The 20,166-nt window shown below is 70.3% G+C and carries 15 protein-coding genes; 10 read left to right on the forward strand and 5 right to left on the reverse strand.

Features of this window, described 5'->3' with window-relative positions; genetic code table 11:
* Positions 1–7: 7 nt before the first annotated feature.
* Positions 8–388: a phage holin family protein gene (locus CTZ28_RS13120; RefSeq protein WP_121889515.1), complete on the reverse strand. Its 381-nt coding sequence runs from the start codon at positions 386–388 to the stop codon at positions 8–10.
* A gap of 59 nt (positions 389–447) precedes the next feature.
* On the opposite strand from CTZ28_RS13120, the gene CTZ28_RS13125 reads away from it, so the two are divergent.
* The 4 genes from CTZ28_RS13125 to CTZ28_RS13140 all read left to right on the forward strand — a co-directional run bounded on the left by CTZ28_RS13125 (position 448) and on the right by CTZ28_RS13140 (position 2,768).
* On the forward strand, positions 448–765 hold the full coding sequence (locus CTZ28_RS13125) for a cupin domain-containing protein (protein ID WP_121889516.1): 318 nt from the start codon (positions 448–450) through the stop codon (positions 763–765).
* Between the two features lie 195 nt (positions 766–960).
* Entirely contained in the window at positions 961–1,173 is a 213-nt protein-coding gene (locus CTZ28_RS13130; protein WP_121889517.1) for a DUF5326 family protein, read from the forward strand.
* A 197-nt stretch (positions 1,174–1,370) separates the two neighbouring features.
* Complete coding sequence (locus CTZ28_RS13135; RefSeq protein WP_398655842.1) at positions 1,371–2,231, forward strand: IclR family transcriptional regulator; 861 nt, start codon at positions 1,371–1,373, stop codon at positions 2,229–2,231.
* Between the two features lie 99 nt (positions 2,232–2,330).
* A complete protein-coding gene (locus tag CTZ28_RS13140; RefSeq protein WP_121889518.1) occupies positions 2,331–2,768 on the forward strand; it encodes an SsgA family sporulation/cell division regulator in 438 nt (145 codons plus the stop codon).
* Positions 2,769–2,881: 113 nt separating this feature from the next.
* Here CTZ28_RS13140 and CTZ28_RS13145 read toward each other — a convergent pair whose 3' ends face one another.
* Positions 2,882–4,453 (reverse strand): YibE/F family protein, encoded by a 1,572-nt coding sequence (locus tag CTZ28_RS13145; RefSeq protein ID WP_121889519.1) that lies wholly within the window; start codon positions 4,451–4,453, stop codon positions 2,882–2,884.
* A 241-nt stretch (positions 4,454–4,694) separates the two neighbouring features.
* On the opposite strand from CTZ28_RS13145, the gene thiC reads away from it, so the two are divergent.
* Positions 4,695–6,530, forward strand: coding sequence for a phosphomethylpyrimidine synthase ThiC (thiC, locus tag CTZ28_RS13150; RefSeq protein WP_121889520.1), 1,836 nt, complete (start codon positions 4,695–4,697; stop codon positions 6,528–6,530).
* A 265-nt stretch (positions 6,531–6,795) separates the two neighbouring features.
* Here thiC and CTZ28_RS13155 read toward each other — a convergent pair whose 3' ends face one another.
* The 3 genes from CTZ28_RS13155 to CTZ28_RS13165 all read right to left on the reverse strand — a co-directional run bounded on the left by CTZ28_RS13155 (position 6,796) and on the right by CTZ28_RS13165 (position 10,256).
* Positions 6,796–7,665 carry a hypothetical protein gene (locus CTZ28_RS13155; protein WP_121889521.1) on the reverse strand — a complete coding sequence of 290 codons (870 nt, stop codon included), beginning with the start codon at positions 7,663–7,665 and terminating at the stop codon, positions 6,796–6,798.
* Positions 7,666–7,846: 181 nt separating this feature from the next.
* Positions 7,847–8,923, reverse strand: coding sequence for a metallophosphoesterase (locus tag CTZ28_RS13160; RefSeq protein WP_121889522.1), 1,077 nt, complete (start codon positions 8,921–8,923; stop codon positions 7,847–7,849).
* A gap of 220 nt (positions 8,924–9,143) precedes the next feature.
* Complete coding sequence (locus tag CTZ28_RS13165) at positions 9,144–10,256, reverse strand: LacI family DNA-binding transcriptional regulator (protein WP_121889523.1); 1,113 nt, start codon at positions 10,254–10,256, stop codon at positions 9,144–9,146.
* A 439-nt stretch (positions 10,257–10,695) separates the two neighbouring features.
* On the opposite strand from CTZ28_RS13165, the gene hisC reads away from it, so the two are divergent.
* From hisC to CTZ28_RS13190, 5 genes are all read left to right on the forward strand, one after another.
* On the forward strand, positions 10,696–11,775 hold the full coding sequence (gene hisC, locus CTZ28_RS13170; protein WP_121889524.1) for a histidinol-phosphate transaminase: 1,080 nt from the start codon (positions 10,696–10,698) through the stop codon (positions 11,773–11,775).
* 326 nt (positions 11,776–12,101) lie between these two features.
* Positions 12,102–13,610: a cytochrome ubiquinol oxidase subunit I gene (locus tag CTZ28_RS13175; RefSeq protein ID WP_121889525.1), complete on the forward strand. Its 1,509-nt coding sequence runs from the start codon at positions 12,102–12,104 to the stop codon at positions 13,608–13,610.
* An 18-nt stretch (positions 13,611–13,628) separates the two neighbouring features.
* Entirely contained in the window at positions 13,629–14,636 is a 1,008-nt protein-coding gene (gene cydB, locus CTZ28_RS13180; RefSeq protein WP_121889526.1) for a cytochrome d ubiquinol oxidase subunit II, read from the forward strand.
* A gap of 61 nt (positions 14,637–14,697) precedes the next feature.
* The gene (gene cydD, locus CTZ28_RS13185; RefSeq protein WP_259471578.1) at positions 14,698–18,312 is read left to right on the forward strand and encodes a thiol reductant ABC exporter subunit CydD; all 3,615 of its coding nucleotides are present in this window, start codon (positions 14,698–14,700) and stop codon (positions 18,310–18,312) included.
* Between the two features lie 116 nt (positions 18,313–18,428).
* A complete protein-coding gene (locus CTZ28_RS13190) occupies positions 18,429–20,048 on the forward strand; it encodes a sensor histidine kinase (RefSeq protein WP_259471584.1) in 1,620 nt (539 codons plus the stop codon).
* Positions 20,049–20,166 lie beyond the last annotated feature (118 nt).

Below are 20,166 nucleotides of genomic sequence, written 5' to 3' on the forward strand. Positions count from 1 at the left end.
CGCGGGATCAGTCCTTGCCGTCGGGCAGCACGAGGTTCAGCGCCCAGGAGACGATCGAGATGATCAGGCCGCCGAGGACCGCCGTCCAGAACCCGTCCACATGGAAGCTCAGATCGAGCTTGTCGCACAGCCAGGAGGTCAGCAGCAGCATCAGCGCGTTGACCACCAGGGTTATCAGGCCGAGCGTCAGGATGAACAGTGGGAAGGTCAGCACCTGCACGATCGGCTTGACCAGGAAGTTCACCAGGCCGAAGATCAGGGCGACGACGATCAGCGTGCCGGCCTTCTTGGCGGTGTTGTCGCCAGTCAGGGTGATCTTGTCGAGCAGCCATACGGCGACGGCCAGGGCGCCGGCATTGGCGATCGTCTTGACTACGAAATTCTTCATGTGTCTGATCGTGGCAGACGAGTGCGGTGACGAGCAGTGGGGCGAGGGCGGCAAGGGCGATGAAGGCATTCCGGCTGGACGAACTGGAGGCGGAGCGCGCCGTCAACGAGGGCGCCTACCTGCAGTTTCTGCGCGAACGGAATATGTCGGTCGGTCTGTACGCGCTCAATGCGGGCGAGCACGACCCCCAGCAGCCGCACCGCCAGGACGAGGTGTACTTCGTCGTGAGCGGCCGCGCCTCGATCACGGTCGGCACGGAGACGACACAGGTCGCGCGCGGCAGCGTGGTGTACGTGCCGGCCGGGGTACCCCACAAGTTCCACCACATCACCGAGGACCTGCGGGTCCTGGTGGTCTTCTCTCCGCCCGAGGCGTGACCTCGGCCCCGCGGATCCCTAGGGGACCGGTCAGGGGCGGACAAGGGGTGCGAGGCCCCCGCGGGGGCGCTCCGCGGCCCTAGCATCGAGGGCAGGACATCGACGACCATCGAGACCGTCGACGGGCGTCGAGAACCACCGGGCACGTTCGAGCGTGTCCGGGAACGCTGGAGAACGCAGAGAAGGACGAGGGCAATGCGAGAGATCTTCGCGGGACTGCCGTGGTGGGTGAAGTGGATCGCGGTGCCGGTCATCGCCCTGGTCGTGTTCGGCGGCCTGATCGCGACCGTGGTCGGCTTCGTGATCGGTCTGCTCTTCAAGGCGCTGATCTTCGTGGCGCTGGTCGGCGGACTCATCTACGTGGTGCGTAAGTTCACATCGAGCTCTTCGTCGCGCGGCGACTGGTGAGCACCGAGGGTGACCGGTGGCGGTAACAGGAATCACCGGTTCCCTCGGGCGGGGGAAGTTTCCGGGCAGGACCGTCCCAAAGTCGTGGCCGACGGTTAGAGTCCGGAACTCAACGCGGGGTCCAGCCCAACCGGGCGGTGCAGACCCCCACCCGTGTCTCCCCGCACGGGCTGCCCCTCGCGCTTCGGGAGTGCCCCTTGGCCACGGTTGACACCGCACCCGCGGAAACGCACACGTCTCCCCTCCCGGCACCCCCGGCCGCATCTCCCGTGCAGCGGCCGCCCGCCGCGGCGGCCCCCGAACAGCCGCGCCCCGTGACCCTCATCGGATCCGTGCAGCGCGCGATGCGCCTGCTGGAGTGCGTCGCCGGGCACGAGCACGGAGCGCCCGCCAAGCAACTGGCCCGCGAGACCGGGCTGGCGCTCCCCACGGCGTACCACCTGCTGCGCACCCTGGTGCACGAGGGCTATCTGCGGCGCGAGAAGGGACTGCTCTTCCTCGGTGAGGCGGCCGTGCGGCTGAGCGGCAGCGGTGCGAAGCAGAAACGTCGCAGCACAGTGGCCTCCATGCTGGCGCACTGGCGCGACTCCATCGGCGCCCCCGTGTACTACGCCGTGTACCGCGAGGGGGAGATCGACGTCATGTGCGTCTCCGACACCCCGGGCAATCCGGCGGTCGTGGAGTGGGCCGACTTCCGCGAGACCGGGCACGCGCACGCGGTCGGGCAGTGCCTGCTGTCCCAGCTGGACGAGGATGCCCGCCGCGACCACCTCGACCGCTACCCGGTGCAGTCCCTCACCCCGTACACCGTGCGCGACGACCACAGCCTGCTGCGGCGGCTGGAGCGGCTGCGGCGGATGGAACCGGTGGCGGAGCGGCAGGAGTACGCGCTGGGCGCGGTCTGCGCCGCCGTCCCGATCACGATGGGCGCGACCGCGGCGACCATGGCCATCTCCATGCCCGCCCATCAGGACGACCGGCTGCTGCCTGCGGTGGAGCAGTTGCAGGCCGAGATCGGACGGCATCTCGGCGCGCTCGCGCTCTCTATCAGTATCTGAAAACTCACTCCTTGTGATCTGCTGTGTACGTTCAGCAAGATGCCATCAGTGCCAATGGGGTCACTCCAGGCCAGGCGGCGTTACACGACGGGGTAGGCGATGCGCGAGTCCGTACAGGCAGAGGTCATGATGAGCTTTCTCGTGTCCGAGGAGCTCTCCTTCCGCATCCCGGTGGAACTGCGGTACGAGACCTGTGATCCCTATGCCGTACGGCTGACCTTCCATCTGCCCGGGGACGCCCCCGTGACCTGGGCCTTCGGGCGGGAGCTGCTGATCGACGGCGTGGGCAGGCCGTGCGGGGACGGGGACGTGCACATCGCGCCCGCCGACGCCGAGGCCCTGGGCGAGGTGCTGATCCGGCTTCAGGTCGGCGGTGACCAGGCCGTGTTCCGCTCCTCGGCGCCACCACTGGTGGCGTTCCTGGACCGCACGGACAAGCTGGTGCCGCTGGGCCAGGAGGGGGCGCTCGCCGACTTCGACGCCCATCTCGAAGAGGCGCTGGACCGTATCCTGGCCGAGGAGCAGAGCGCCGGCTGAGGCGTCCCGTCCGGGTATACGACGGGCCGCGCTGCACCGGATTGCGCAGGAACGCTTCTTCTTGTCCGTTTCCGACCGTTCGCGACGCTCACCATGTCCGTCGCGCGGAACCGTCAGCGCTTGCGGCGCCTGCCCCGGCCGCCTCGCGCCGCGGCAGGCTGCGTGGACCCCCCGGCCGGTTGCGCCGCCCCCACGGGCGCCGCCGCCTCCTGCCCCGGCCGGTCGGCCGACACCACCAGCGCCGCCAGCGCCGTGGTGACGGGCACCGAGGCCACCAGGCCGATCGAGCCCACCAGGGTGCGGACGATCTCCTCCGCCACCAGTTCGCTGTTGGCGACCGTGCCGACGCTGCTCTGTGCGATCGAGAAGAGCAGCAGCAGCGGCAGCGCGGCACCCGCATAGGCGAGGACGAGCGTGTTGACGACGGACGCGATGTGGTCGCGGCCGATGCGGATGCCCGCGCGGTACAGCCCGCGCCAGCCCATCGTGGGATTGGCCTCGTGCAGCTCCCAGACGGCCGACGTCTGCGTCACCGTCACATCGTCCAGGACGCCCAGCGAGCCGATGATGACGCCGGCCAGGAGCAGCCCGCTCATGTCGATCTCCGGATACAGGCCGTGGATGAGACCGGTGTTGTCGTCCGTGTTGCCCGTCAGCGCCGCCCAGCCGATGAACCCCGAGCCGAGGACGCCGATCAGCAGGAGCGAGACCAGCGTGCCGAGCACCGCCACCGAGGTCCGGGCCGACAGGCCGTGACAGAGGTACAGGGCGATCAACATGATGGCGCTCGCCCCGACCACCGCCACGACCAGCGGGTTCGAGCCCTGGAGTATGGCCGGCAGGATGAAGAGGGTCAGCACCATGAAGCTGATGGCCAGGGCGACCAGCGCCATCACGCCACGCAGCCGGCCCACCACCACGACGGCGAGCGCGAAGATGCCGGCGAGCAGCACCAGGGGGAACTTCCGGTTCACGTCGGTGACCGAGTACTGCAGGTCCTTCGGCGCCGACGGCTCGTACGCGACGACGACCTTCTCGCCCTGGTGCAACTGCCGTGACTGGTCCGGCTGCACGATCTCCGTGAACGTACGGCCCTTGTCGTCGCCGGTGTCGACCCGGATGGTGGCCTTCTTGCAGCTGCCGGTCGCCTGCTGCTGCGCGGAGCTCCCCTCGGCGGTGGAGGTGTCGCCGGTCGGGGTGTCCCCCGAGGCGTTCACCGCCTTGCAGCTCACCGCGACGACCTGGGTGACCGTGGCCTGCTGCGTCTGCCGGTCGAAGCCGACCCCGGTGCGCTCGTGCGACGGGGCGCCACCGGGCCAGAGCACCACGAGCCCCACGACGACCGCCGTGGCGAACGGGATGAGGACGGCCGCGATGACCTTGCGCAGATGCTGGGAGACGGGCGCTGCGGGCCCATGACCGTGACTGTGCGAGTGGCCCTGCCCGTGGCCGTCACCGGATCCCTGACCGGGTCCGTGACCGTGCCCCTGGTCGTGTCCGTGGCCGGGGCCGTGGGGTCCCTGGCTGGGGCCCTGAACCTGCCCATGACCCTGTCCGTGGCCCGGACCGGGCCCGTGGCCGTCGCCGGAACCGTGGCCCTCGTGGCCATGTCCGCCGCCCTGCGCGGAGCCGTGTCTGCGCTGCGGCTCGGGTGGAGGGTAGGGGGACTGCTGCATCGTGGTCACCGACCGATCATCGCAAGAACGACAGGGGCCCTCTGTTCACCGCGCCCGAATTGACGCTAGCGTGGAGGCACCTTTGCACACGCGGGAGCTCGGAGCACCGGGCTGAGAGGGCGCTGACCTCCGTCTTCGCGATGTTTCACGTGGAACGAGTGATGTTTCACATGAAACGCCGATGGACGGAAACCGCTGCGTCGACCGCCGAACCTGTTACCGGGTAATGCCGGCGTAGGGAGTAGGTCTCATGACCGACAAGGACGTACGCACGCCTGCCTCCACACAGAACGCGGTGAACGGAACCGTCATCGGTTCCGAAGGCGCCGATGGCGTGGAGGCCGGACAGTCCATCGGCTGGCACAAGGGGTATGTCGAGGGCTCACGCCCCGATCTGCGGGTGCCGGTCCGTCAGGTGCACCTCACCAACGGGGAGTCGGTGACGCTCTACGACACCTCGGGTCCGTACACCGATCCGTTCGTCGAGACCGATGTCCGCAGGGGCCTGCCGCCGCTGCGGGAGAACTGGATCATCGGCCGTGGTGACACGGAGGAGTACGCGGGCCGTCCCGTCCGTCCCGAGGACGACGGGATCAAACACACCTCGCCGCGCGGCGGGCTGCGCAATCTGGACGCGGTCTTCCCGGGCCGCCCACGGCAGCCGCGCCGGAGCCGCGACGGCGGTGCGGTCACACAACTCGCCTACGCGCGGCGGGGCGAGATCACTCCGGAGATGGAGTTCGTGGCGGTACGGGAGAACGTTTCTCCCGAGGTGGTCCGCGAGGAGCTCGCCGCGGGGCGGGCCGTGCTGCCCGCCAACGTCAACCATCCGGAGATCGAGCCGATGATCATCGGCAAGCGGTTCCTGGTGAAGGTCAACGCCAACATCGGTAACTCGGCGGTGACGTCCTCCATCGAGGAGGAGGTCGAGAAGATGACCTGGGCGACCCGCTGGGGTGCCGACACGGTCATGGACCTGTCCACCGGCCGCAACATCCACACCACCCGCGAGTGGGTGCTGCGCAACTCCCCCGTGCCCATCGGCACGGTTCCGCTGTACCAGGCCCTGGAGAAGGTCGACGGCAGGGCCGAGGAGCTGACCTGGGAGATCTACAAGGACACGGTCATCGAGCAGGCCGAGCAGGGCGTGGACTACATGACGGTCCACGCGGGCGTTCGGCTGCCGCACGTGCCGCTGACCGCGAACCGCAAGACAGGCATCGTCTCGCGCGGCGGATCCATCATGGCGGCCTGGTGCCTCGCGCACCACAAGGACTCGTTCCTGTACGAGAACTTCGAGGAGCTGTGCGAGATCCTCGCCGCCTACGACGTCACGTACTCGCTCGGCGACGGCCTGCGCCCCGGTTCGATCGCGGACGCCAACGACGCGGCACAGTTCGCGGAGTTGCGCACGCTCGGGGAACTCAACCGGATCGCGAGGCGTTTCCATGTACAGACGATGATCGAGGGCCCGGGACACGTCCCGATGCACAAGATCAAGGAGAACATCGACCTTCAGCAGGAGATCTGCGATGAAGCTCCGTTCTATACGCTCGGCCCGCTGACCACGGACGTCGCTCCGGCCTACGACCACATCACCTCCGGCATCGGCGCCGCGATGATCGCCTGGTGGGGCACGGCCATGCTCTGCTACGTCACGCCCAAGGAACACCTGGGCCTGCCCAACCGCGACGACGTCAAGACCGGCGTCATCACCTACAAGATCGCCGCCCACGCGGCCGACGTCGCCAAGGGCCACCCGGGCGCGCAGGAATGGGACGACGCGCTGTCCGACGCCCGGTTCGAGTTCCGGTGGGAGGACCAGTTCAACCTCGCCCTGGACCCGGACACGGCCCGGGAGTTCCATGACGAGACGCTCCCGGCCGAACCCGCCAAGACGGCCCACTTCTGCTCCATGTGCGGGCCGAAGTTCTGCTCGATGAAGATCAGCCACAGCATCACGGAACGGTTCGGCGGCGATATGGCCGACGGGGCCTCCCACGAGGAGATCGCCGAAGGAATGCTCCAGAAGTCGAAGGAGTTCGCGGCCGGCGGCAACCGGGTGTACCTGCCGATCGCTGACTGACACGCCCCGGGCGGAGCGCCCGGCCGCATGCGAAGGTTCCTCGCACGCCTGGGAACCCCCGGGTGCGCGGGGAGTCCGAGCGCGCGGGACTCCGGGCGCGAAACGGGAGATCGGCGTGAGCCGCCTCCTGCCGGGCACCGTCCCGAGCGCCGGGAATGTGGCCGGAAAGCGACGCTCTCGGAGTCCGGGTGTCTCGGGTGTCTCGGGAATCGACGGGTTTGCACCGGGTGCCCGGCTTGCGCCCCCGTGGGGGCGCAAGCCGGGATCACTCCGGCTGGTGGTCGGGGCCGCCGAAGTCCGGGCTCGTGTAGTCCGGACTGCTGAAGCTCGGACGTGAGCCCGGTGCGGAGCCCTCCTCGGGGCTGCTGAAGCCCGGGCGGCCGTAGCCGAGGCGCGGCATGCGGCTGGTCGGCGCCGGCGGGGCGGTACGGCGGGACGCCGTCGTGCCGGGGTCCGCCAGCGCCTCCCGCAGGAACGGCAGGACGCCCCGTTCCAGCAGGGCCTCCTGCCAGGCTTCCCTGGCCCGGACCAGCTCCGTGTTCGCCGCCCGGTACCGTCCGGCCTCCAGCGAGGGACGGTTGCGCAGGGCGGTGAGCAGCAGGCCGACGGCCGCGACGAGGATCGCTGCCGCGGTCACCGCGCCGAACACCCATCCCGCGGTGAGCATGGTCCGGGCGAACGCCGGCTCGGGGTCGAGCATCTTCAGGACGTAGCCGACGAGCAGGAATATCGCCGCGGCGGTTCCGGCGAGGACGGGGGCCAGGACCGCGACGACGGCGATGGCGCCCGCGCCGGAGGTCTCGGCGGCCTCGCCGAGGGTGGTGGCGAGCCCCACCGCGCCCGGGCCTGAATCCGCGGAACCGGATTCCCGGGTGGACGACGACGGGGTGGACGGCGCCGGCTGGCGCAGTTCCTCGCGAACCTTCACATAGTGCTGGTACTCGGTCGCCGCGGCCGCCGTGATGAGTGCGGTGGCGTTCAGTGCCATGGTGCGCAGTTGTTCGGGGTTCAGCCGCTGTCCGACAGCGGCCAGGTCAGGGCGGTGTGCTGCGGAGCGCAGCGCCTCATCGAGGATCCGCTCGTAGTCCTGGCGGTCCTCGTTCAGCAGGTGCTGCGGAACGCTGTTCATGTGCATCCCCCGATGCTCCGTAGGGCTTGGGGCTCGCACGCCGGCGAGCCGTCGGGCAGAAACGGAGGGGAGCCTGCTACGGATAAGCCGATGGTAGAGCCGTGACGGTACGCGGTGACAGGGGGTTGCCGGAAATTGGCCGTCGGCCCGCGCGGACGTCGTGGCGGGGCGCCTGCCCAGGGAACGCTCAGATATCCAGGGGAAGTTGCTGGACCAACAGCTTTCCGGCCATGGTCACTCCGCCGTCCATCGCGATGGCGAGCCCGTCGGCGTAGACGTGCGGGCCCTCGACCACGGGCCCGGCGCCGTCCTCGCCGTCCTCGGAGCCGACTTGCCCGAGCAGATAGGGAATCGGGCTGTGGCCGTGAACGATCCGGGTGCCGCCGTACGTATCGAGCAGTGAACGGACGGCGTCGGCGCCGCCCTCGTCGCGGAAGGAGAAGCGTTTGGTGAACTTGCGGAACAGATCCCAGCACTCGTCCGCGTCATTGCGGGTCAGGGTCTCGCGGACCGTGTCGTTGACGGCCTCGATCGAGTCGCCGTAGTCGAGATAGGCGGTGGTGTCGGAGTGCACGAGCAGATAGCCGTCGACCTCCTCGACGGCGTCGAGACGGGCCATCCACTGCAGATGGTGGTCCTGGAGCCGGTCCATGTCGGTCTTCTGGCCGCCGTTGAGGAGCCAGGCGGCCTGGAAGGTGGCGGTGCCCGCACCGGAGTTGACGGGGGTGTCGCCGAACCGCTTGGCGCCCAGCAGGAGCAGCTCGTGGTTGCCCATGAGAGCCTTGCAGTAGCCGCCGGCCGCGGCGGCCTCGGCGGACAGCCGCATCACCAGGTCGATGACGCCGATGCCGTCGGGGCCGCGGTCGGTGAAGTCGCCGAGGAACCAGAGGCGTGCGGTGCCCGCGCACCACTGGCCCGCGGCGTCGATCAGGCCCTTCTGCTGGAGGGCGGCGACCAGTTCGTCGAGATACCCGTGCACGTCGCCGACCACGAACAGCGCGCCGGGGCCGGCCTCGGACTGTGCGGCCGGGTCTGACGCCGGTTCGACGGGCACCTGGAGCGTGTCCCCGCGGTGGATGACGGGCAGGTCGCGTTCGGTGGGGGTGTAGCCCTCCGGGTAGCTCTCCTCGACGGGCGTGGCGGTGCCGTCGGGGTGGGCGCTGTGGGCGTACGGACCGGTTTCGTTGACGTACGCGGGCACCCGGAAGTCGCGCAACGTCGCCGTCCGTTCCGCTTCGGGTCCCTGACCGGCCCCCTGAGTCATCCGACCCCTCCACCATCGCGCCGCCTCTGCACCGCATCGGACTGCCTGGTCGCAGCGGTCCGCGGTGTCGTGGGCCCATCATAGGAATGCGGATCGCGCCATGTGATGACCCAGGGGTGGTGAATCGGGGCAGGACCGCGGATCGCCGCGGCTTTCGCCCCGATTGGTCGTTGCTGTCACCACCGGGGGCCGGGGCGCATCCCGCCGCCGGCCCCGATCACTAGTTCTCGTCGGGCACCCGGGGCGGGCTGACCGTCGTGCGCGGCGGCCGCCGCTGGGACGACGTGCGCACGATCAGTTCGGTCGGTATCACCTGCTCGACCGGCTGGTCCGTCGCGACGCCCTCGATGGCGTCGATGAGGAGCTGGACCACCGCCGTGCCGATGCGGCGCGGCTTCAGCGAGAGCGTGGTGACGGGCGGCTCGGTGTTCGCGTACACGGTCGATTCGCTGCAGCACACCAGGAGCAGGTCGTCCGGGACCCGCAGGCCGTAGCGGCGGGCGGCGGCGAGCAGATCGGTGCCGTTGGGGTCGAACAGACCGTAGACGGCGTCGGGGCGGTCCGGGCGGGCCAGCAGCCGGTCCGCGGCGACGGCGCCCGCGCAGGGGTCGTGCGCCGGGTAGGCCTCGTACACCGGGTCCTGGCCGACGCGCTCGCACCAGTGCAGATAGGCGGTGGTCGACAGATGGGTGTACGTGTCCGTCGTGGTTCCGGTGAGCAGGCCGATGCGGCGGGCGCCCGCGGCGGCGAGGTGGTCGAGGATGCCGAGGACGGCGGCCTCGTGGTCGTTGTCGACCCAGGCGGTGACCGGGATCGGGCCCGCCGGGCGGCCGTCGGAGACGACCGGTAAGCCCTGCCGGACCAGTTCGCTGACCACCGGGTCCTGGTCGGAGGGGTCGATGACGACGGTGCCGTCCAGGGCGACATTGGACCACACGTCGTGCCGCGAGGTCGCGGGCAGGATCACCAGCGCGTAGCCGCGGGCGAGCGCGGCGGAGGTGGCGGCCCGGGCCATCTCCGCGAAGTACGCGAACTCGGTGAAGGTGAAAGGTTCATCCCCGTACGTCGTCACAGTGAGGCCGATGAGGCCCGATTTTCCGGTGCGGAGCGTGCGCGCCGCGGCTGACGGGCGATAGCCCAACCGGTCGGCGACCTCTCTGACATGGCGGCGGGTGGCGTCCGGGAGCCTGCCCTTGCCGTTCAGGGCATCGGAGACGGTTGTGATGGAGACTCCGGCGGCGGCGGCCACGTCCCTGATGCCCGCCCGTCCCGGCCGGCCGCCTCGGCGTGAGGTTTCCGCGCGGCTCACCTGGTGCTTCCCTACTGCTGTCATGGCGAGCCGATAGTAGGGCTCCTGCGGTGGAGTAGTGCGGACGCATATGCACTCATTGACAGGCACGTTTCTGCATGGTCAAGAGGGGTCAACTACCTTAGAAAGAAAGTCAGTTGAACGATCCAATGGCAAGACGTGACTTGTCAACGCGCATGGGCCTGCCAAGTCTCCGATGTTTCGAAGAGGTCTCAACTCACCTGCATGAGCGATGCGCGCCACGGCGTGAGCCACCCGCGCGTAGATATATGTGAGACGCGCCCCCCTGTTTGTACCCATTCATACCGTGATGCCCTTGATGTGGGTGGGGTTCGTGAGGTTTGCCCCTCAGCGCTTCTCGCGCCTCCCGACCTGTACGCAGGGGCGCCGAATCCTCATAAGGTGAGGAGTATTGGATGCCGGTGGCGATGACGGTCCACCGGTGGTCGCGAGGAGGACTGTGGTGAGCGAGACGAGCCCCAAGCTGCGCGCGGAGCTGGAGGGTATCCCCACCTACAAGCCGGGCAAGCCCGCGGCGGCCGGCGGCCCGGTCGCCTACAAGCTCTCCTCGAACGAGAACCCGTACCCGCCGCTGCCCGGCATCATGGAGTCCGTGACGGCCGCCGCCTCGTCCTTCAACCGTTACCCGGACATGGCGTGCACCGGGCTGATGAACGAGCTGTCGGAGCGGTTCGCCGTCCCGCTCGCCCATCTGGCCACCGGCACCGGCTCCGTCGGTGTGGCCCAGCAGCTGATTCAGGCCACCAGCGGTCCGGGCGACGAGGTCATCTACGCCTGGCGGTCCTTCGAGGCGTACCCGATCATCACGCAGATCAGCGGGGCCCGGTCGGTACAGGTGCCGCTCACCCCGGGCGAGGTGCACGACCTGGACGCGATGGCCGACGCGATCACCGACCGGACGCGCCTGATCTTCGTGTGCAATCCCAACAACCCGACGGGTACGGTGGTGCGGCGGGCCGAGCTGGAGCGGTTCCTCGACCGGGTGCCCGGTGACGTCCTGGTGGTGCTCGACGAGGCCTACCGGGAGTTCATCCGCGACCCCGAGGTGCCGGACGGAGTGGAGCTGTACCGGGACCGGCCGAACGTCTGCGTCCTGCGGACCTTCTCGAAGGCGTACGGCCTCGCCGGGCTGCGGGTCGGCTTCGCCATCGCCCATGACCGGGTGGCCGGGGCGCTGCGCAAGACGGCGGTGCCGTTCGGGGTGAGCCAGCTCGCCCAGGAGGCGGCCATCGCCTCGCTGCGTGCCGAGGACGAGCTGCTCGGCCGGGTCGGCTCGCTGGTGTGCGAGCGGACGCGAGTGGTCGACACCCTGCGCGGCCAGGGCTGGACCGTCGCCGAGACGCAGGCCAACTTCGTCTGGCTGCGGCTGGGGGAGCGCACGAGCGCCTTCGCTGAGACCTGTGAGCGCCATGGGGTCGTGGTCCGGCCGTTCTCCGGCGAGGGGGTGCGGGTGACGATCGGGGAGAACGAGGCGAACGACATCTTCCTGAAGGTGACCGAGGCGTTCCGCAAGGAGCCGTAGCGCTCCACCCCTCGTGGAATGACGTTCCTGGGTGTGGCCCGTTTCACGTGAAACGGGCCACATTCATGTCGCGAGCGATGCGTCCGGCACCGGTCTCTCCGGCGCGTTTCCGCAGGCAGGAACGGTCATGGACCCATCGGTCCACATCCGTCGGACCCGGTCGGTCCGGATGAGGGACCCCCGCCTCTCCGGTGTCGAACGGCCATGCGTCATAATTGCTTGTGAATGTGAACGCGTTCACAAGCGTGTCCCGGTTGCTCCGCTGATGTGTGTGATAAAAGGGGCAAACTGTCGCAGCACCACGGCGACGTAAGGAGACTGACGACGTGGAATTGGCACTGGCGCCGGAGACTCTGGCGCGTTGGCAGTTCGGTATCACCACCGTCTACCACTTCCTCTTCGTCCCCCTGACGATCTCCCTGGCCGCTCTCACGGCCGGACTGCAGACCGCCTGGGTCCGTACGGAGAAAGAGAAGTATCTGAGAGCGACGAAGTTCTGGGGGAAGCTCTTCCTGATCAACATCGCGATGGGTGTCGTCACCGGCATCGTCCAGGAGTTCCAGTTCGGCATGAACTGGTCGGACTACTCCCGCTTCGTCGGTGACATCTTCGGCGCCCCGCTCGCCTTCGAGGCGCTGATCGCCTTCTTCTTCGAGTCCACCTTCATCGGTCTGTGGATCTTCGGCTGGGACAAGCTGCCCAAGAAGATCCACCTGGCCTGCATCTGGATGGTCTCGATCGGCACGATCCTGTCGGCGTACTTCATCCTCGCCGCCAACTCGTGGATGCAGCACCCCGTCGGCTACAAGATCGACAAGGCGAGGGGGCGTGCCGAGCTGACCGACTTCTGGTTGGTGCTCACCCAGAACACCACGCTCACTCAGGTCTTCCACACCCTCACGGCGGCGTTCCTGACCGGCGGCGCCTTCATGGTCGGCATCGCGGCCTTCCATCTGGCCCGCAAGAAGCACGTGCGCGAGATGAAGACCTCGCTGCGACTGGGTCTCGTCACCGTCGTCATCGCCGGCCTGCTCACCGCGGTGAGCGGCGACACCCTCGGCAAGGTCATGTTCAAGCAGCAGCCGATGAAGATGGCCGCTGCCGAGGCCCTGTGGGACGGCCAGGACGGCGCACCGTTCTCGGTGTTCGCCTACGGCGACGTCAGCAAGGGCCACAACACCGTCGAGCTGTCCGTCCCGGGAGTCCTGTCGTTCCTCGCCAACGACGACTTCAACTCGTACGTCCCCGGTATCAACGACACCAACAAGGCCGAGCAGGCGAAGTACGGACCGGGCGACTACCGGCCCATCATCCCCGTCACCTTCTGGGCGTTCCGCTGGATGATCGGCTTCGGCATGGCGTCCTTCGCCATCGGCATCGCCGGTCTGTGGCTGACCCGCAAGAAGTTCATGCTGCCGCAGCATCTGCGGGTGGGCGAGGACGAGGTGCCCCATCTGGTCCTGTTCAAGAACAAGGCGCTCAGCCCGAAGCTCACCCCCTGGTTCTGGCGCATCGCGATCTGGACCCTGGGCTTCCCGCTGATCGCCAACTCATGGGGCTGGATCTTCACCGAGATGGGCCGTCAGCCGTGGGTCGTCTACGGCGTCCTGCAGACGCGGCACGCGGTCTCCCCCGGGGTCTCGCAGGCCGAGGTCCTCACCTCGATGATCGTCTTCACCGCGCTCTACGCCGTCCTCGCCGTCATCGAGGTCAAGCTGCTGGTGAAGTACATCAAGGCCGGTCCGCCCGAGCTGACCGAGGCCGACCTCAACCCGCCCACGAAGATCGGCGGCGACTCCCGTGACGCCGACAAGCCGATGGCCTTCTCGTACTAGGCCGAGGGAGCTGCAGTCATGGAACTTCACGACGTCTGGTTCGTCCTGATCGCCGTCCTGTGGATCGGCTACTTCTTCCTGGAGGGCTTCGACTTCGGGGTCGGCATTCTCACCAAGCTGCTCGCCCGGGACCGGCCCGAGCGCCGGGTGCTGATCAACACCATCGGCCCGGTCTGGGACGGCAACGAGGTGTGGCTGCTCACCGCGGGCGGCGCGACCTTCGCCGCCTTCCCCGAGTGGTACGCCACGCTGTTCTCCGGCTTCTATCTGCCCCTGCTGGTGATCCTGCTCTGCCTGATCGTCCGGGGCGTCGCCTTCGAGTACCGGGCGAAGCGCCCCGAGGAGCACTGGCAGCGGAACTGGGAGACGGCGATCTTCTGGACCTCGCTGATCCCGGCGTTCCTCTGGGGTGTCGCCTTCGCCAACATCGTCCGGGGCGTGAAGATCGACCAGCACTTCGAGTACGTCGGCACTGTCGGCGATCTGCTCAACCCGTACGCACTGCTCGGCGGCCTCGTGACGCTGACCCTGTTCACCTTCCACGGTGCGGTGTTCACCGCGCTCAAGACCGTCGGGGACATCCGTGCCCGGGCCCGGAAGCTCGCGCTGCGGGTCGGTCTCGTCACGGCCGTGGTGGCGCTGGTCTTCCTGCTGTGGACGCAGATCGACCACGGTGACGGCAAGAGTCTGGTGGCCATGGTCGTGGCGGTGGCCGCCCTGGTGGCCGCCCTCGCGGCGAACCAGACGGGCCGGGAGGGATGGTCCTTCGCGCTCTCGGGCGTCACCATCGTGGCGGCCGTGGCGATGCTCTTCCTGTCGCTCTTCCCCGACGTCATGCCGTCCTCGCTCAACGCGGACTGGAGCCTCACGGTCACCAACGCCTCGTCGAGCCCGTACACCCTGAAGATCATGACCTGGTGCGCGGTGATCGCCACGCCGATCGTGCTGCTCTACCAGAGCTGGACGTACTGGGTGTTCAGCAAGCGGATCGGGACACAGCACATCGCTCCCGAAGCCGGTCACTGAGTCTGAGGGGAGGGGTCTTCACCATGTTTCACGTGAAACACCCCTCCCTGGACCGAAGGGCATGTTTCACGTGAAACCGATCGATCCGCGTCTTCTCCGGTACGCCCGGGCCACCCGCCTCTTCCTGGCGGCGGTCGTCGGCCTGGGGGCACTGGGGGCCGGTCTGCTCATCGCCCAGGCCATGCTCATCGCCGAGGTGGTCGTCGGTGCCTTCCAGCACCATCTGTCGGTCGCCGAACTGCGCACTCCCCTGCTGCTGTTGGTGGCCGTGGCGGCCGGACGTGCGGTTGTCTCCTGGCTCACCGAACTCGCCGCGCACCGGGCGAGCGCTTCGGTGAAGTCGGAGCTGCGCGGACGGCTCCTGGAGCGGGCGGTGGCGCTCGGCCCCGGCTGGCTCGGCGGGCAGCGGACCGGATCGCTGGTCACCCTCGCCACCCGCGGGGTCGATGCCCTCGACGACTACTTCTCCCGCTATCTGCCGCAGTTGGGGCTCGCGGTGGTCGTGCCGGCCGCCGTGCTCGCGCGGATCGTCACCGAGGACTGGGTGTCCGCGGCGATCATCGTCGGCACCCTGCCGCTCATCCCCGTCTTCATGGTGCTGATCGGCTGGGCCACGCAGTCCCGGACGGACCGCCAGTGGCGCCTGCTGTCCCGGCTGTCCGGTCACTTCCTGGACGTGGTCGCCGGGCTGCCGACGCTGAAGGTCTTCGGGCGGGCCAAGGCGCAGGCGGAGTCCATCCGGCGCATCACCGGCGAGTACCGGCAGGCGACCATGCGGACCCTGCGGATCGCGTTCCTCTCCTCCTTCGCCCTGGAACTGCTCGCCACCCTGTCCGTCGCCCTGGTCGCCGTGACGATCGGCATGCGGCTCGTCCACGGCGACATGGACCTGTACATCGGGCTGGTCATCCTCGTGCTGGCGCCGGAGGCCTATCTGCCGCTGCGTCAGGTGGGCGCCCAGTTCCATGCGGCGGCGGAGGGGCTGGCGGCGGCCGAGGAGATCTTCGCCGTCCTGGAGACCCCCCTTCCCGAGGCCGGGAAGGGCGCGGTGCCGTCGGGCGCGCTGGCCTTCGAAGGGGTCACCGTCCGCTATCCCGGACGGTCCGCGGACGCCGTCACGGAGGCGTCCTTCACGGTCGAGCCCGGCGAGACCGTCGCCCTCGTCGGGCCGAGCGGCGCGGGCAAGACGACGCTGCTGAACGTGCTGCTGGGCTTCGTACGCCCGACCGAGGGCAGGGTGCGGATCGGGGGAGCCGACCTCGGGGACATCGACCCGGAGCAGTGGCGGTCACGGATCGCCTGGGTGCCGCAGCGACCGCACCTGTACGCCGGGACGATCGCGGAGAACGTACGGCTGGCGCGGCCCGACGCGGACGACGTTGCCGTGCGCCGTGCCCTGCGCGACGCGGGCGCGCTGGAGTTCGTGGACGCGCTGCCCGACGGTGCCGCGACCGTGCTCGGCGAGGACGGGGCCGGGCTGTCCGCCGGCCAGCGGCAGCGGCTGGCCCTGGCCCGGGCGTTCCTGGCGGACCGGCCCGTGCTGCTGCTGGACGAGCCGACGGCCGCGCTGGACGGGGCGACCGAGGCCGAGGTCGTGGCGGCGGTGCGACGGCTGGCCGTGGGACGCACGGTCCTGCTGGTCGTGCACCGTCCCGCACTGCTGAGCGTGGCGGACCGGGTGGTGCGGCTGACGGAGGCCACGCCCGCCCGCTCGCCCCTGGCGGTGGAACCACTCGGCTCCCTCGGGCCGACCGCGAACGAGCGGGCGGGCGAGAGCGTGGCGCCCGCCGACGGCGGTCCGGGCACGGACGTCCCGGGCACAGCCGTCCTCGGCACGGATGCTCCGGACGCTGCCGGCCCGGCCTCGCACGGACCGGGCACCGGCTCCGCCTTCGTCACCGGCGGCGACCGCTCCGGCCGCCCGGCATCCCGTGTCCTCGCCCGGGTACGGGCCATGTCCGGCCCCCGCCGTGGCCGTCTCGTGCTCGCGCTGCTGCTGGGGAGCCTGGCGCTCGGCAGCGCCGTCGGGCTCATGGCCACCTCCGGCTGGCTGATCTCCCGCGCCTCGCAGCAGCCGCCGGTGCTGTATCTGATGGTGGCCGTGACGGCGACACGGGCGTTCGGCATCGGGCGGGCCGTGTTCCGGTACGCGGAGCGGCTGGTCTCGCACGACGCCGTGCTGCGGATGCTGGCCGACACGAGGGTCGCGGTGTACCGGCGGCTGGAACGGCTGGCCCCCGCCGGGCTGCGTACCGCCCGCCGGGGCGACCTGCTGTCCCGGCTGGTCTCCGACGTGGACGCGCTGCAGGACTACTGGCTGCGCTGGCTGCTGCCCGCCGGGGTCGCGCTCGCCGTCTCCGCCGGGTCCGTGGCGTTCACGGCGTGGCTCCTGCCCGAGGCGGCGGCCGCGCTCGCGGCGGGCCTGCTCGCGGCCGGCGTCGGCGTACCGCTGCTGACCGGCGCCGTGGCACGGCATGCCGAGCGGCGGCTGGCGCCCGCGCGGGGGCTGCTCGCCACGCGCGTGACCGACCTGCTCACCGGCACCGCGGAACTGACCGTCGCCGGTGCGCTGCCCGCCCGTGGCGACGAGGCGCGCCGGGCCGACGGCACGCTCACCCGGATCGCCTCGCGCGCCGCCACCGCCACCGCGCTCGGCGACGGCCTCACCGCCCTGATCTCGGGCCTGACCGTGGCGGCGACCGCACTGCTGGGCGCCCAGGCGGTCGCCGCGGGACGGCTGAGCGGCGTGGCCATGGCGGTGGTCGTCCTGACCCCGCTGGCCGCCTTCGGGGCGGTCCTGGGACTGCCGATCGCCGTGCGCTACCGGCAGCGGGTGCGGCGCAGCGCGGAGCGCGTGTACGAGGTCCTGGACGCGGCCGAGCCGGTACGGGAGCCGAGGCGGCCCCGGCAGGCGCCCGTCTCCCCGTTCCCGCTCGTCGTGAAGGGGCTCGCCGCCCGTCATCCCGGGCAGCACCGGGAGGCGCTCGCCGGGCTGGATCTGTCGCTGGAGCGGGGGCGCCGGGTCGCCGTGGTGGGGCCGTCCGGGTCCGGCAAGACGACCCTCGGCCAGGTGCTGCTGAGGTTCCTCGACCCGGACGCGGGCTCGTACACACTGGCCGGCGTGGACGCCCGCGCACTGGCCGGCGACGACGTACGGCGCCTCGTCGGGCTGTGCGCCCAGGACGCGCACCTGTTCGACAGCAGTGTCCGGGAGAACCTGCTGCTCGCGCGGAAGAACGCCACCGAGGCCGAACTGCGGGACGCACTCGCGCGGGCCCGGCTGCTCGACTGGGCGGACGGGCTGCCCGACGGGCTGGACACGCTGGTCGGCGAGCACGGGGCGCGGCTGTCCGGCGGGCAGCGGCAGCGGCTGGCGCTCGCCCGCGCGCTGCTCGCCGACTTCCCGGTGCTCGTGCTCGACGAGCCCGCCGAGCACCTGGACCTGCCCACGGCCGACGCGCTCACGGCCGATCTGCTGGCCGCCACCGAGGGCCGTACGACACTGTTGATCACGCACCGGCTGGCCGGGCTCGACGCCGTGGACGAGGTGGTCGTGCTGGACGGGGGCAGGGTGGCCCAGCGGGGGACGTACGTCGAGCTGGCCGCCGTGGACGGGCCGCTGCGGTCGATGGCCGAGCGGGAGGCGGCGGCGGAGCTGCCGGTCGGGGCGCCGTGACCCGGCTCGACTTTCCCTGGCAAACAGGACTATTTAGGCTCGGGTGCATGTCGGCCGTACCGCCCTCCGGTCCCGGGGCACACGCTCCGGAGCCCTCGTCCGTGTCGGCGCTGAGCATGTCGCAGCTGCTGGCGGCCATGCGGAGCGTGGGCAGCGGTGGCCTCGAACTGCACTCGACGCTCGACCGGATCTGCCGGACGGCGGCGGGTCTGGCCGATGCCCGGTACGCGGCGATCGGTGTCGTCGCCGAGGACGGCAACGGGCTCGCGGACTTCGTCCACCACGGCGTCGACGAGGCCGCCGCCCGGTGCATCGGCCGGCTCCCGGACGGGCACAACGGGCTGCTCGGCGCGCTCATCCACGACCCGGTCCCGGTGTGTCTCGGGAACCTGGCCGCGGACCTGCGGTCCTGTGGCTTCCCGGAGCACCATCCGGCGATGCGCAGCTTCCTCGGCGTCCCGATCCGGGTGCAGGGGGAGATCTTCGGCAATCTGTACGTGACCGAGAAGCGGGGCGGTGAGCCGTTCGACGAAGCCGATCTGCACATGGTCCGGGTGCTGGCCGGGGAAGCCGGCATCGCCATCGGCAACGCCCGGCTGTACGAGGCCGCCAAGCAGCGGGAGCGCTGGATCGACGGGTCCGTGGCCGTCACCACCGCCCTGCTGTCCGGCGGGGACGCCGACGACGCCCTCCAGGTCGTCGCGGAGCAGGCGCGCAGGCTGTCCGGCTCGGCGGCCGGGGTCGTGCTGCTGCCCTCCGACGAAGGGGGCCTGGAGATCGTCGCCGTCGCCTCGGACCGGCCCTCGGACCTGCTGGGCGCGATGCTGCCGGCCGAGAGCGCGATCGTCGCCGAACTCCTCGCCGGGCAGTCGCTGTTCATGGACGACGTGGCCTCCGACGGACGGCTGCTCACCGAGTACGCGAAGGGCTTCGGGCCGATCATGATGGTGCCCCTGCAGAGCGACGGCCGTGTCCTCGGCACCCTGGTCACGCCGCGGGTGCGGGGCGCGCGGCCGTTCACGCGGGCCGAGCGCACCCTTGCGGTGCAGTTCGCCTCGCAGGCCGCGCTCGCGCTGATGATGGCCGACGCGCAGCGGGACCGGGAACGGCTCGCGGTGTTCGAGGACCGCGACCGGATCGCCCGTGACCTGCACGACCTGGTCATCCAGCGGCTGTTCGCGACCGGGATGATGCTGGAGAGCGCACAGCGCAGGTCGGTCGTGCCCGAGGTGCGGGAGGGCGTCGGGAAGGCGGTCGACGAACTCGACGTCACCATCCAGGAGATCCGCGCGGCGATCTTCGCGCTGCAGCAGGACCCCGCGGAGGTGTCGTCCGGGCTGCGCAGCCGGGTGCTGCGCGAGATCACCATGGCGGCCGTGCCCCTGGGGTTCAAGCCGACGTACCGCTTCGTGGGTGCCGTCGACGCGCTGGTCGGCGATCTCACCGGCAAGAACCTGATCGCCGCCCTGCGCGAGACGCTGTCCAACGCCTTCCGGCATTCGAGGGCGTCCCGGCTCGACGTCGTCGTCGACGCGACCGCGACCCTGCCGGACGGCCGGCCCGGGGTCCGGCTGACCGTCGCCGACGACGGCGTCGGTGTTCCGCGGGCCGGGCGGCGCAGCGGGCTGCGGAACCTCCGGCGGCGCGCCGAGTCCCTGGGCGGCGACAGCCGGCTCGCGCCGGGCATCGGGGCGGACGGCGCGGGCACCACGGTGGTGTGGCAGGCACCGTACTGAGTGCGCACCGCCGGCCCGCGCCGTGCCGTGTCGTCCGCGAGCGCGGTGGTGCGCCGTCGGCCACGTCGTACGGAGTACCGGTCCGCGTCACGCTGCGCCATTGGCGGCAACCGGACCC

The organism is Streptomyces shenzhenensis (assembly GCF_003688995.1).
GTDB lineage: Bacteria > Actinomycetota > Actinomycetes > Streptomycetales > Streptomycetaceae > Streptomyces > Streptomyces shenzhenensis_A.

What these genes read in the sequence shown, in the direction of transcription:
- CTZ28_RS13165 (WP_121889523.1), bottom strand. Translation starts at nt 10,256, where the DNA reads ATGACAGCAGTAGGGAAGCACCAGGTGAGCCGCGCGGAAACCTCACGC.
- CTZ28_RS13140 (WP_121889518.1), top strand. Translation starts at nt 2,331, where the DNA reads ATGCGCGAGTCCGTACAGGCAGAGGTCATGATGAGCTTTCTCGTGTCC.
- CTZ28_RS13125 (WP_121889516.1), top strand. Translation starts at nt 448, where the DNA reads ATGAAGGCATTCCGGCTGGACGAACTGGAGGCGGAGCGCGCCGTCAAC.
- thiC (WP_121889520.1), top strand. Translation starts at nt 4,695, where the DNA reads ATGACCGACAAGGACGTACGCACGCCTGCCTCCACACAGAACGCGGTG.
- CTZ28_RS13190 (WP_259471584.1), top strand. Translation starts at nt 18,429, where the DNA reads ATGTCGCAGCTGCTGGCGGCCATGCGGAGCGTGGGCAGCGGTGGCCTC.
- CTZ28_RS13120 (WP_121889515.1), bottom strand. Translation starts at nt 388, where the DNA reads ATGAAGAATTTCGTAGTCAAGACGATCGCCAATGCCGGCGCCCTGGCC.
- CTZ28_RS13130 (WP_121889517.1), top strand. Translation starts at nt 961, where the DNA reads ATGCGAGAGATCTTCGCGGGACTGCCGTGGTGGGTGAAGTGGATCGCG.
- CTZ28_RS13160 (WP_121889522.1), bottom strand. Translation starts at nt 8,923, where the DNA reads ATGACTCAGGGGGCCGGTCAGGGACCCGAAGCGGAACGGACGGCGACG.
- CTZ28_RS13155 (WP_121889521.1), bottom strand. Translation starts at nt 7,665, where the DNA reads ATGCACATGAACAGCGTTCCGCAGCACCTGCTGAACGAGGACCGCCAG.
- cydD (WP_259471578.1), top strand. Translation starts at nt 14,698, where the DNA reads ATGTTTCACGTGAAACCGATCGATCCGCGTCTTCTCCGGTACGCCCGG.
- cydB (WP_121889526.1), top strand. Translation starts at nt 13,629, where the DNA reads ATGGAACTTCACGACGTCTGGTTCGTCCTGATCGCCGTCCTGTGGATC.